Here is a 13,333-nt window from a genome sequence, read left to right as displayed (position 1 = left end):
CCGATCGATGCGACAAACGGAGCCCTGTTTTGGCAGTGCTGCAAATATCTCGCGTTCGACGAGTTTTCAGTACTTTGCTTGTCGAGGTGAGAATACGTCTCCCAGGACCCTAATCGCCGAACAGGCTTGATCATTGCTCCGCAAAGACAAAGATATTTGCTTATTGATTGATTCGGCAGTGTGCCGCACCTCTTAACGCGCATCGAGGTCGCAACGGAGCAGAATGCGACCGGATGCTGAGCGCCCAGGACACTCGCATCTGAGCGCGCCGCGGCTGGCTCAAATTAGCTGCGTCAATGTGTCTGCCCAGAGCAGTTTGGGCCCGCTTTCTAGCGCGCTCATGAAACATCCGTCGCGGCCCCGGAGAAGAGGTTTAACTGCAAACAGTCTTGCTCATTCGGTCGCCTGACAAAATTGCTATTTTGGTAGACTGCCGTGTCATGGAACCGGGCAGCAAATGTCAGGACCGCTAACGCTTAGTCAAACACTTCGATCGCTTTCTACCAGTCGCATTTTCGCTGGCTGGGACGTCCTTAGTTGCCGGTTTGTCGCCAGCGCTGCAGTCATGGGAACTGGATCCTGAGATGTACCAGCCCAGGCGAGCCGATCGATCTCTCTTCGGAAAAGGTTGCAGCTAGTCTGTGGATTAGTGCTCGATTAGTCGAACGACGCGATTTAACACGGTAATCGATTGACGGAGCGTGTTCGCGAGGTTCAAATCTTCTTGCTGCCGAACAATTTAAGTTAATTTAAGAGACCGACTATTGCGCAGAGGGTAGCGCGTTTCCTCGAGTCAGTCCGGTACACGGTGTCACACACGACTAGTACACAGGCGAAGGCCTTGTAACGAGGAAGTCTTTTGGTAGTCCCTATCCGATGTCCCAATCCGAAGTGTGGCGCGACCTACCGCGTACCCGAAGGAAGCCTGGGGGGCCGCGCTCGTTGCAAGAAGTGCGGGCAAACGTTTACGTTGCAAACAGTGGGCACAGATAGCGCCGAGCAAAAAGTCCAGCCGGTGGCCGCCCCCGCACCGGACAGCTCGGGTGATGAGTCCGCCTCGGCACCTATTCATTCGGTAGCCGCTGCTGCCGCGCCCGTCACCGAAATCGAGGTCGGGCGATCGGACGCCAACATCGAACCGCTTCCCACGATCAAGCCCTACATCATCAAACGCAAGCTTGGCGAAGGGGCGATGGGCAAGGTTTATCTGGCGCTCGATCCGCGTCTGGATCGCGAAGTGGCGATCAAGCTCTTGCCTTCCGACCTGGTCGGCGACGAGCAACGAGTGTTGCGTTTCTTGCGCGAAGCGCGGATGGCTGCTAAGGTTCAGCACGCCAACACGGTCGTCATCTACGAAGTGGACGTCCGCGACGGCCAGGCGTTCCTGGTGATGGAGCTGGTCGACGGTGATTCACTGGACAAATTGTCAGGTCCGGTTTCGTGGCCTGTCGCAACGCAGATGATTCGCGATGCCGCGGCTGGCCTAGCGGCGGCCCATGAGATGTCGGTCATCCACCGCGATGTCAAACCTGCGAATTTGATGCGGACGAAAAAAGGAAATACCAAGGTTGTCGATTTTGGGCTGGCGCGTGCGCTGCAAGGCAACACGCAGTTGACACAGCAGGGAACACTGTTGGGCACGCCCGCCTATATGGCGCCCGAAATGTGGATCGGGCAGGAGGCGGATGCGCGCAGCGATACCTATGCTCTGACGTGTAGTTACTACCAGTTGTTGACCGGCCAACCTCCGTTCGACGCGACCACCATCGCATCACTGGGCTATCAGCATCGCCACGAGCCGTTTCCCGATCCGCGCGAAAGGGTCGCCGATTTGCCCGAGCCGGTTTATCAGATTCTTATCCGCGGATCGAGTAAAGAGCCAGGCGATCGATATCCGAATGCTGGAGCCATGCTTGACGACCTGGCGAGAGCCCTCCCCTCGGCATCTGAGGCGAGTGACGCCGCACGTCGGGCACCGCTCTTTGATCAGGGCTCCGTGCGCGATGTTTTGCCAAATGCGTCCGAAACGGTCGTCGTCGGAATCTCTAGCGCGGCGACCGCCCGCATGGCACCGCCGATGCCGATCGAGGCCACTCCCACGATCGGCCGGTCGCTTGACCCCACGTGGCTCATCGTCGGCGCGGGCGTGCTGGCTATCTGCCTGCTGATGGCCGGCTTCTTTTGGCAGCTCGCCTACGGAACGATGAAGATCGAGTTCATAAGTCGACCCGAAAACATGATGGTCAAGCTCGATGGCGAGGCGATTGACAGCGCAACATTCGACGAACCTATGCGGCTTCAGACCGGCCAGCATTCGCTCGAGGTTACGGCCCCGAATTTCGTACCGATCACGAAGCAATTCGACATCATCGGCGGAAGGCAAGAGCTGGTCACGGTTGATTTGGTGTCGAGCGATAAGAATGTCGCGCCATCATCGCTTGGTGATAAAGTCGCCGCGAGCCGGCTGGCCAACGATAGCGCGCCACCGATTCTGCCCTCGCCGACTGCGGCGGCAGACGAAGCGCCATTGGCCGAGGAACGGTCCTCGGTAAAAGCCGTTCCCGAACAAGGGGCGTCCGCCAAGGAAGAACCGACGGCGGCGACGGAGGAAGCAGCAGGCGCTGCAGCGCGAAACCCAACAGCAACAAAATTGGCCGCAAACGCCAAGAAACCGCCGCCGAGTGCGTCGCCCCCTACCGTGGATACTCCTTCCATGCCAATCGGGCCTCCGCCAATTGTCGACGAAGATTTTTCCCAGGTTATCTCCGCCGGACAAGCGCTCCCCGTTGGCTGGATCGGTGATGGATACGGGGTGGTTGAAGATCGCGATCATCGACCGTGTTTGGAGCTCAATAAAAAGGACGGAGAGCATTTCCTGTCGCTACCGCCGGCTCCCCTGGGAAGTTGTTTTGCTGTCTCCGGGCAGTTCTTGCTCAATGCCGATTCCAGCCGAGGCCAAAAACTCATTCTCGTTTTCGAAGCCGTGCAAGGCGGTAAGCGCGAGCGGGTGGATATTGCCGTGTCGGGAATGACCGAAATCGAAGGATTTCTCCCGCGGCAAGCTATTACGCTTAATCGCGGCGTAATTCATGAGTTCCGGATGGAACGCCGTGGCGACCTACTATCTGTCGAAATCGATGACAAGATTGCCGCTTCGGCACAAGTGAACCCCAAAACCAATTTCGACTCGTTGAAATTGGCTCTTTCGCCGGCAACGGGGCAGATGGCTAAGGCGAAACTGTTCCGGCTTAAGGTGGAGCTGATTGACGACGAGCCGAAGGCTTTTCCCGTGCCGCCATCGCCACAAGAAACGATTGACGAGGACTTCAACGCAGCACTGGCGAACAGGCAAGCGCTACCCAGCGGATGGCTAGGGGATGGCTATTGCGTCATGCCCGACGGTAGCGGCCGGCCCGGCCTGGAGTCGAACATCAAGGATGCCGACCATTTCGTAACACTGCCGCCGCTCGAGTTCCCCGGCGACTTTTATATCGAGGGCGAAGCAGAGCTGAATTCCAAAAGCTCGCGCGATTCGCAAAGCATTATTTTGGTTTTCTACTCGAGCAAGTTTCGCGGCAAGTCGAACCGAATCGAAATCGACGGCCATGGCAAAGTGCTTGTTAACAACGACAATGCCGGCCAGGGGTCGAATTTTCAAACAAAACGCGGAATCCAATTTCGCGTTACACGGTTTGCTAAGTCGTTGCAGGTTCGCCTGGGTGATCAACTGGTCGCCAACCATCCGCTCGATTCGAACATCAGTTACGACACGCTGAGAATAGGCTTGACTAATACAACAGCCGCGCATGGCAGTCGATCGAATAGTCTGAGTTACACGAATCGCACGTCCCCTGCGCGGCTTTGTTCGCTGCGGATCGTGCCTTTGTCGCCGCAGGAAGGACAACAAGGCACCCGGGATCTAGATGTCCGGTTCCCTCAGCTCAAGCTCGAAGGCAAGCCTTTCGACAAGAAGGACATTCAGGCCCAATTTCAGGACAAGTCGAAATCGCCCTCGCCGGCATTCACGTTTTTCGCGGGTCCGAAAAAGAATCCTTACATCGTGCTCGTGGATAAGGAACACGCCCCGTATGGCCTGCTCAGCTGCGATGATCATGGCACCGGGCTCCATGGTCCAGCCTATGTCATCTCCAGAGAGAATAAGTCGAAGATCTTACTGTACTATCAAAACAACGCTCGCAACGGCCCCTTGAAAGTGTGGAACGGTGACGGCGAAATCCTACTCTATTCCGAGTTTCAGAACGGCAAGAAGCGCGGCGTCACGTGCCTATTCCGCAGCGGTTTGCCGCTGATTATCGAGAACTGGAGTCAGGCGGGGCAATCCGAACAGTTTCTTGTCGCCCAGGGCCCGACCGAACCGCAGCTTGTAACGCGCGAAGATCTCGATGAGCAGCAGACGTCGGCGTTCGATTTGGCGTTCATCGCCTTGCACGACATTGAGCAGCAGATCGCCGTGAGCGAGCGCGACAGTCGCGCCCAGATGGTGAAGCTGCGCAAGGAAGCTAGCGAATTGCTGCGCAAGATGGGAGCGAGCGACCGCACTGTCTCAGCCAATGCCCGGAAGACGATCGATACGCAGACCAACGCCCAGCGCGATGCTTGGACCAAGTTTCTGCGCACGCTTCAATAACGTGCCTCTAGTCTCCCACGCGAATTGGCAATCCGCATGTCATTTGGTCCTCAGGGAAATTTTCCGACGACGGCGTGGACGATGATTCACAAGATGCAGGAGCCGGCCAGCGAAGAAACCGTGGCGGCCATGAATCGCTTTGTCAGCGCCTATTGGCGCCCGGTGTATTATTACCTGCGGGCCAGACACGTGCCCGTACACGGAGCGGAAGACCTAGTCCAGGAGTTCTTCCTGCGCTTTCTTTCCAAAAACTGGGTCCAGCCGGCCGATCCTGGCCGCGGACGCTTTCGCGCCTTTTTGCTGACGATTGTCAAACGATTTCTGGCCGATCAAAGTCCACATCGGGCGCCCCGGCAGCGCACCTTTGACGACCACCTGTTATCGATCTCGGCTCTGATTTCGGATGAAGAACGCAGCTTTGATCCGGCCGATTACGATTCGCCCGACGATATTTTCATGACGCAATGGGCTCATGCCGTCGTGAACCATGTGCGTCGCATGCTACAAACATGGTGTGAAGGGCGCGGCCGGCCCGATTGGTACCAGATTTTCTCGGAGGTTCATTTTCCGCCGCCGGGCGTGGCGGCGGCGGCACAGCAGAACCTGGCCGAGCGATTTCGTATTTCGAGGGATCAGATTCGCTATTGCCTCGAAATGACAAGCAACGAGTTTGCTTCGCTCTTGCGCAAAGAAGTGGCCGATCAAGTCGGCTCGCAGGATGAAGTCGACGCTGAGCTTAGCGATTTGCTGCGTCTGCTGGAAGCTTAGCGCCGTGGGCTGCGCCCACGGCCAGTGGTCTGATCGTCTTCTAATGGATATCGCGGCGGCGCAGGATAATCGCGGTGGTTGCGACCAATAGCCCCAGCATGGTAAGTAACGTCGCGAACGACGCCACCGCGCCAGCACGCCGTGACCTCTCAGGGAAAAAAGCCTCGGCCACGTCGATTTCGCGCGCTCTGTCCGCGGGCGCAGCATCCGCGCTCGCACTAGCCTGATCCGCAGCCGACACACCGTCAGCATCCCCCACGGCCGCCCGTGGCGATGGCGGCAATGGTTGCTGCGGAGGACTCCACACGGGGCGCTTGGCCGCTTCGGTGAGCAGTAATCCTTGGAAGGCCCACCGCGACGGCATCAACTGCGCGACGCCGCGAACCACCCTGTTCATCTCATGCAGTGGTTGCAACACCCCCGCCAGGATGATCATCGGCAGTAAGATGAGCGGCAATAGCGCGATGGCCACTTCGGACGTGCGAGCAAGCGCCGACGTAGCAAGCCCTATACCAGTTCCGACGAGAGCGGTCAGAGTCAAGAGCATGAACAACGTCGGCAACGACCCTTTCAGCCCCGCACCCCACCAAACAATGCCCAGCAGTACGGCGCACTGTACGAGACACAATGTCCCCAGCACGAGCAACTTCGCGGCCAGGTAAGCGCCGATGCGCAAGCTGACCATGCGCTCGCGACGATAGATCGGCCATTCTCCCACGATCTCGCGCGCGGCATTTGAGCATCCGAACCAGATCGCCGCTACGGCCAACAGGAACACCGTCGTCGATGTGGCCTTCGAGACCGATTGCCAGGTCGTTGGCAGGACTTCGGCCGTGGCTTGCTTGCCGAATACGAGGACAATCAACAAGGCGATGATGGGCGCCTGAACCATCAAGATCGCCGTGTTCGTCAAATCACGTAGCTTGATGGCCAGCGAGCGCCGCATCAGCGTCCAGCATTGCAAAAGCGCAGGAGGACGCGTTGCGACACTGGTCGCGACAGGCGCGGCCGTGGATCCACGCGGATCGGCGCGCAGGTCGACGAACTGTTGCTTCAGCGAAGAGCGAGCATAATCGGCCGCCCAGTCGGCGGCCTTGCGCTGACCAAGCCCACGGAGCACCGAATCGGGCGAGGCCTCAAGGACCGCGAGCTCGTTGCCTGCCTTGCCGGGATTGAAGAAATGAATGGCATGCGGATGCGCCGGGCCATAGTAGACCAGCCGGCCTGGATCCGCCGTGCCCGTATCCTTACCGACAAGCACTAGGTTATCCAAGAGGCGATAAGCCTCCAGGCTCGGCTGGTGCACGGTCAACAGTATGGTCTTGCCGTCGTCGGCCAGCTCGCGCAGCAACCTCATGACCATCAAAGCGTCTTCCGACGACAGCCCGGAGGTCGGCTCGTCCAAGAACAAAACCGAGGGATCGGTCAGCAACTCCATGGCCAAGTTTACGCGCTTGCGCTGACCCCCACTGATCCCCTTTTTCGCCGCCGTGCCGATCAGTACGTTCTCCGTTCCGTCGAGCCCCAGTTGGTGAATGACGCCGGCAATGCGCTTGTGGATCTCTGCATTCGTGAAATCGCGTGGCAGGCGCAATCGCGCGGAATAGTAAAGAGCCTGACCAACGGTCAGCTCACCGTGCATGATGTCGTCCTGGGGGACGTAACCGACGGCGCCCTGAAACTGCTGATAATTGGCATACAGATCACATCCGTTGAAAAGCACCGAACCGCTGCTGGGCGGCGTGTAACCGTTCAGGACGTTCATGAAGGTTGTCTTACCCGCTCCGCTGGGTCCCATCAGTCCCACGAATTCCGAGGGAAGTACAGTCAGCGAGATTTCTTCGAGCAGCTTTCGCTCTCGTACGGCGACGCTCACCACGCGGCTTTCGATCTTGACGTTGCCGCGATAGTCGCGTTGCTCGAGATTGCCGTCGGCCGTCAGTCGAAAGGTGAAGCTGCCGATGACGATCTCATCGCCCGTCTTGAGCGTCGTCGGCCGGCCGATGCGCTCGCCATTGACGAACGTACCGTTGGTCGAGCCCAGGTCTTCGATCGTAGCGCTACACGCGGCCGGCACCAGTCGCGCATGCCGGCGCGAAACGCGGGGATCGTCCAGGACCTGGTCACAGCCTTCATCGCGGCCAAGGATGATGATCTTACCGGCAGCCGATACGTTTCGATGCGGCGCGTTGCCGAGATCAACTTTGCCGCTGACCAATTTGCTGGCCGGCAACCGGAGCGAACCGAAATAGACGTAGTCATCGAGGCGCAAAGGTGCGCGAGCGACCTTTCGCTCCGGAGCACCGATGGCGGTTCCATTGGCTGACTCGAGGTCCTCGATCCACAGTTGCCCCTCCCTGGTGAAAAGCCGTGCGTGATAGGCCGACACCATCGGAAAATCGAGGACGACGTCATTGTCCGAATTACGCCCGATGCGCACCGCACCCGAGACGAAGCCTACGTCAGGGGGCCAGGGCATGTCGACGGTCCGCCCCAGCGTTATCCGATCGAGCGGCGAGACCTTGGTAATGCCAGAAATGCGCTCGCCGTTGACGAACGTGCCGTTGCTCGATCTCAGGTCCTCGATTTCAAAGCCCGCGCGCGTGCGCGATAAGCGACAATGCACCTTGGACACCGTAGAGCGGTCGACCGGGAGATCGCAGCTCGGATCCTTTCCGATGGTCCAGGTGCGGTCGATCGTCGACCGACGTTGGCCCCCTTCTTCGAGCATCGTGCCCTGCGTCTCGGGGCGCCGCGCTCCGACTGGCCTCCCGCACGCTTGGCAGCGGTCAGATTCGGGCGCGAGCTTCGCCCCGCAGGCGGCACATGGGTGGGACACGCTGGATCTCCCACAAGAGGCTTTGAACCGCACCGAGGTCGCCATGATAACCACGGAGAATACGCCGCTGCAATCTGCCCGCGCGAAGTGTTCAACGTGACATTCTTTCGCCGAAGAGGAGTCGCCGGAAGCTCATCGCCGTGTTTCCGACCCAACGGAGAATCCACGACCGCTGCAAGTCCGATCTCGCTTCGTTGTCGCCGATAGCTCGCGGCGCGGCTTGCGTTGCTATGGCTCGATTTGCGAGTCGGACTTCCACCACGCCGAGTGAATCACTCTGGTCGTCTAAGAATTCGACGCGATTATAGCGAGGATCGTAACCCCAGACACTAACCGACTGCCTTGTTTCCATAGAATCCGTCTCCCAAATCAGGTGTGTAAATGGCCAACGCGCTGCTAGCCCACCACTGAATTCGGGAACCGTTTCGAAAATGGGGAAAACGCAATTGGAAGCCGGCGATTCGCTGCTCATCAGGGCGATTCTTTCCGAAAAAACAGGTCCGCAACCTGAATAAACGACCCTGCGTATGTTTCTTTCCCCAGAGCTTCAATTTGATACCCCCCCCAAGTGCTTCGGGTTATAATCCGTCTGATCTGCACTTCGCGCGTGCAGGATTTTCGAGCGCTTGATCGAGGCAATGCCGTGGCGGCGACAGTTACCCTCGAAATCCTGTCCGGGCCGATCAAGGGACGGAAATTTTCTTTTGACGCGCACGACACGTTTCTCTTCGGTCGCTGCAAAGACTGTCATGCCCGCCTGCCGCACGACTCGTTGATATCGCGTCATCATTTCCTGCTCGAGGTGAATCCGCCCGACGTGCGAATTCGCGATCTAGGCAGTCGCAACGGAACGTACGTCAATGGCGTGAAAAACGGCGGCCGTGCCGTCCACGAGTCGCGAGAGGAAATCGCCGGTCGCGAATATCGTCACGTCAACCTGAGCGATGGCGATCAAATCAAAGCGGGCACGACGATGATCGAGGTTCGCATTAAGCTACCTCCGATTTGCGAACGTTGCGGCGTGGCTTTGCCGGAATCAGTAGAGGCTTCGCGGGGCCGATCGCGCATCTGCGATCGGTGCATGCAGAGCAAAAGCGAAGCCTTTCCCACCGTCCTCGAGCTGTTCTGCCAATCGTGCGGCAAGAACGTCTCGGGAGAGGCCGGCCTGCGCTGCGGCGGTGACTATGTTTGCCGAGAGTGCCAGGCCGCGGCGCTCGCCGAGCAAGGTGGGCTACGGCGACTGATGCAACAGGCGCTCATGAAGCAGCATCAGTCAGTGACGCTAAGCATCGAGGGCTACGAGATCGGTGAAGAATTAGGGCGCGGCGGAATGGGTGTGGTCTACCGCTCGGTGCGCAAAAGCGACGGCCGGCCGATGGCTGTGAAGATCATGCTTGCCAAGATCGCCGTTGAAGAACAAAAACGGCAGCTCTTCTTGCGAGAAATTGACGTCGCTCGACGACTGTCCCACCCGAATATCGTAAAACTCATCGAACGCGGATCGGTCGGCAGTGCCTTTTATTTTGTGATGGAACACTGCTCGGGCGGGAGCCTCGATCAATGGGTCAAAACGCATGCCGACCGCGTCAGCGTGCCAATTCTCACTCGGCTCTTGATGGCTTGCCTCAGCGGATTGGAATTCGCACACCGGGCCAGTTACGTCCACCGCGATCTGAAACCGCAAAACATCCTTATGGATCAGCAGGATGGAAAATGGAAGCCGCGGATCGCCGACTTTGGTTTGGCCAAGAACTTCGAGAGTGCCGGCATGTCGGGGATGACGATCTCGGGTTCGTTTGGCGGCACGTTTGCTTTCATGCCGCGCGAGCAGATTACAGAGTTCCGCTATGCCCGACCTGTGAGCGATCTTTGGAGCATGGCCGCGACGTTTTACAATCTCATAACGGGCCACTATCCGCTCGATTTTCCTGCGACTTCCGACCCGATGCGGATCATTCTGAATGATGAGCCGATCCCGATCCGCGAGCGTGACTCCACGATTCCAGCCCAAATTGCGGTGGCGCTTGATCGGGCGCTTTTGACCGATATCAGCTTGCGCTTTCAATCGGCCAGCGAAATGCGGCAGGCACTCGCAAGCGCTTTGACAAGGTGACTTCCGAAAACTGCTAAGCTCGATTTGACAAATATGACTGTAATGCATGAAACGCGAGAGCAGATTCCTGAAGCTTGTCAATCGCCTGCGTCTCCCGGGCGGACCAGCCGCCGTTGACGTTTTAGTAGTTACGGTGAGTATCGAAGTGGCGGGATGCTGCTCCTCTCCCATGCCATGGGTGAATTTCCACTCACGTAAGTGGAAAGTCAGTGCCTGACGGGCCGGAGTCCGCAGTTCGGCAAGAACGAGCTCTCCTTCCTCCGGCAATCGCCGCGAGTCTTGTAAATCAAAGCTTCCAAGAACTCGAGCGATGTCTGCAATGCGACACTCGATTCCGGCCGGCTCGTGACGATACCGTCAGCCTCCAGAATGTCATTGCACCTCGCCAAATGCACAAGGACGAACCGACATTGGCCACTTCTGCTTCTCGTAACCCGTGCGAACGGCAGTTGATTCGTGAGAACACGGATGAACCATCGATTTTTTGGAGGCTGTCAGCACTAGGTCATGCATCAGTGACCGCGTGATTTAGTGACCTGCCCCCTTTGGACGAGTCCACGCCTGGAGCGAAAATCCTGGCGCTTGGACGCAATCGAAGGAGGACAGACGATGCCACGAGGGAAGAAAGTTTCAGCGGAGCAGATTATCGGCAAGCTGCGTGAAGCCGAGGTAGAGATTGCCAAGGGTCAATCGATTGGCCAAGTGGCCAAGAAGCTGGGGATCACGGAGCAGACGTACTACCGCCGACGCCAACCATAATCACGGGCCCGAAAATCGGATCCTTCTTCATTCCGCGCATTAGTTCGATGCCGCCGACCTGAACGACCATAGGTTGAACGGTGATCGCTTGAATTATGGCATCAGGAGCCGCCTGCTCCGCAGAACCTGCCGGCCATGGCCGAGAAACAGCAATCCCATAGGCCGACAAGATACTCTTCGCTTGCGACGCGTCCAGCATGTCGGGAGCCGACGATAAGACGTCCTGCAACTCCGTTCGTAGGCTCGCCCGCGCTGGCGGGTAATCCAACGGCACTTCATGTGGCGTTTCATAGAGGATGTCTCTTGTGCGAGCATATCGCACGAGATTGGCAAAACCCGTCACGGCCTCGTTGGGTGTGCGCGCGGTAGCAATCTTATGCTGATCCAATAACTGGATTCCATCCTGTACCGACCGCCCGCCCATCCAGCAAGTCAAGACGGATATGTGGATCTCGCTGGCAGCCGAAATGACCTCCCGTGCGCATTCCATAGGCTCCGTCATAGCTTGAGGCGTAAGGTGGCAGGTGATAGCGCGGCCAGTTTGCAATTCTTCTCCAGTAGCGCGTCGCAAGCCATCACGCCGGGTCCGCCGGCGTTGGTGATGATTGCCAGACGGTCGCCTTTCACGCTCACTCGTCTTTCATCGAGCCATTGAACGTCCGGCGCTCGGGGTGAGCCAACGCTGCCAATGGCAATCGGCCGCAGCGTGAACGACCCGAAATTGCAATAAACCCGGCAAAGGGAGAATGTTTAGTGGACCTTGCCGCTGCGATTCTGGTCTTCGACGGTCTGAGAGCGGGCAACGGTGGCCAACAAGCTGTTCACTTTGACCAGCGCGGAGTCGAGACCGTTTTCTCCTTGCGGAACGGCGCCGATTGCGAACTGCGAAATCACGCCTGGTCGAAACACCAGGCAGTGCGTCGAGCCGCCAAATTGAAAATAGCCCACCTGGTCTCCCTTTCGTAAACGTTGCCCTTCCTTCAGGGGCTGGCCATCGTGATCTGAGAAGACGCAGGACGAGACTTCCCCCATGCCTACCAGAACCAGGCACATTAATCCGATATCGTGGTTGTCTGCCTCGATAAACAGCAGCGCACGCGCCGCCACATGCGCGATATAGCCTTGCGAATTGTTGGGCCCGACCGGATCGAAACCTTCGGAGGCAGCTTCAGAGAAGTACGTCCCTGGCACAACTTCCAGCATCTTGATGGTGCCCGATACGGGACTATGCCAGCGATGATAGTTTTCGGCGCTGAGAAAGGCCTGATAAACCGTGCCCCCTACGAACGGCTGTATGAGGTGGCCGTGGAGCAAGTGTCGCAGTGAATAAGGCTGCGACTTGATCCAGAACGCGTCATGTTCCTTGACGTGGGATCGAAGCGCGTAGGGCGTGGCTTCACACGGACTTGTGATCGCGTGCGGGTCGTCAGGGCACGCGACGGGGCGCCGGCCGGTCTTGAATCGGCGAATGAAAAAATCATTCCAGCTTTTGAATCCCAAAAATGGGGCAGCAGAATCGGTTTCAAACTCGTCCAGGTGTACTGCCTTCCGGGCCTCCGGGCTCAGCCAGCCGGTGGGAGAATCATTGAGAACGTACAGCGAGTCCGCGCTATTGAGAAACGTACCCCAGGCTATCAATACCCTCCGCAGTATCTCGTTGACTTTCGGCGAGGCAAACGCCGCCAGTCCTGCCAGCGTACTCATCGGGAAGTCAAGAATGGCGTTGATAGGGCATCCAACCATCTTGGTGCTATCGAAGGTTGGAGCGGTGGTGAGAATATGATCGATTACGACCAGCATCTGCTGGTAATTTTTCAACTTGATATCGCCACTTCCCTTGGGCGGCTGAAAAGAGGACTGCTCCTGAAACATCTGCGTGAAGTACATGAACATGACCGGATCGCTCTCGATCATGAGCCGAAAGTCCTCGACGACCGGATGAAGTCGCGCTGGCTTCCTCGCCTCGGCCTTGCGGATGGTATCGTCCAACCATTCGCTAAGAGCGTTCCGATCGCGCGGCAGCCATCTTCCTGGACGACCCATCCTTGACGGTTCCCTGGCAGCGTTGTTCCTTGGCGCATTCACGGACGCAATTATCGCTGAGGTCCTTCAAAACGCCAAATGCGTTCCGCTGCATGAGTCGGAGCGTACGTCGTGGCGTTCGCCATTAGATCTTGTGCGACACAGGCGCACTTGCGCGTGCGGA

Annotated in this window: 8 protein-coding genes; 4 read left to right on the top strand and 4 right to left on the bottom strand. The window is 58.0% G+C overall.

The features are described 5' to 3' along the window. The first annotated feature begins 979 nt into the window (after positions 1–979). Positions 980–4,648, top strand: coding sequence for a serine/threonine-protein kinase (locus VGN12_03440; GenBank protein HEY4308484.1), 3,669 nt, complete (start codon positions 980–982; stop codon positions 4,646–4,648). 36 nt (positions 4,649–4,684) lie between these two features. Then, positions 4,685–5,416 (top strand): sigma factor, encoded by a 732-nt coding sequence (locus tag VGN12_03435; GenBank protein ID HEY4308483.1) that lies wholly within the window; start codon positions 4,685–4,687, stop codon positions 5,414–5,416. Between the two features lie 40 nt (positions 5,417–5,456). On the opposite strand, the gene VGN12_03430 is transcribed toward VGN12_03435, so the two are convergent. Further along, positions 5,457–8,147, bottom strand: a complete 2,691-nt coding sequence (locus tag VGN12_03430) for an FHA domain-containing protein (protein ID HEY4308482.1) — start codon at positions 8,145–8,147, stop codon at positions 5,457–5,459. Positions 8,148–8,898: 751 nt separating this feature from the next. Here VGN12_03430 and VGN12_03425 point away from each other — a divergent pair. Beyond that, positions 8,899–10,368 (top strand): protein kinase, encoded by a 1,470-nt coding sequence (locus VGN12_03425; GenBank protein ID HEY4308481.1) that lies wholly within the window; start codon positions 8,899–8,901, stop codon positions 10,366–10,368. 609 nt (positions 10,369–10,977) lie between these two features. After that, positions 10,978–11,127, top strand: a complete 150-nt coding sequence (locus VGN12_03420) for a hypothetical protein (GenBank protein HEY4308480.1) — start codon at positions 10,978–10,980, stop codon at positions 11,125–11,127. On the opposite strand, the gene VGN12_03415 is transcribed toward VGN12_03420, so the two are convergent. The 3 genes from VGN12_03415 to VGN12_03405 all read right to left on the bottom strand — a co-directional run bounded on the left by VGN12_03415 (position 11,090) and on the right by VGN12_03405 (position 13,170). Next, complete coding sequence (locus VGN12_03415) at positions 11,090–11,515, bottom strand: acetate--CoA ligase family protein (protein HEY4308479.1); 426 nt, start codon at positions 11,513–11,515, stop codon at positions 11,090–11,092. The two genes, VGN12_03420 and VGN12_03415, sit on opposite strands and share 38 nt — an antisense overlap. Positions 11,516–11,625: 110 nt before the next feature. Beyond that, positions 11,626–11,754, bottom strand: coding sequence for a hypothetical protein (locus VGN12_03410; GenBank protein ID HEY4308478.1), 129 nt, complete (start codon positions 11,752–11,754; stop codon positions 11,626–11,628). Positions 11,755–11,877: 123 nt separating this feature from the next. Continuing rightward, positions 11,878–13,170, bottom strand: coding sequence for a phosphatidylserine decarboxylase family protein (locus VGN12_03405; GenBank protein HEY4308477.1), 1,293 nt, complete (start codon positions 13,168–13,170; stop codon positions 11,878–11,880). Between the last annotated feature and the right edge of the window lie 163 nt (positions 13,171–13,333).

The sequence above is a fragment of the Pirellulales bacterium genome (assembly GCA_036499395.1).
In the GTDB taxonomy this organism is placed as follows: domain Bacteria; phylum Planctomycetota; class Planctomycetia; order Pirellulales; family JACPPG01; genus JACPPG01.
This window is presented reverse-complemented; position numbering and strand designations above follow the sequence as displayed.

Coding starts and splice junctions, on each gene's coding strand:
- VGN12_03435 (HEY4308483.1), top strand. CDS start 4,685: ATGTCATTTGGTCCTCAGGGAAATTTTCCGACGACGGCGTGGACGATG.
- VGN12_03430 (HEY4308482.1), bottom strand. CDS start 8,147: ATGCTCGAAGAAGGGGGCCAACGTCGGTCGACGATCGACCGCACCTGG.
- VGN12_03420 (HEY4308480.1), top strand. CDS start 10,978: ATGCCACGAGGGAAGAAAGTTTCAGCGGAGCAGATTATCGGCAAGCTG.
- VGN12_03405 (HEY4308477.1), bottom strand. CDS start 13,170: ATGGGTCGTCCAGGAAGATGGCTGCCGCGCGATCGGAACGCTCTTAGC.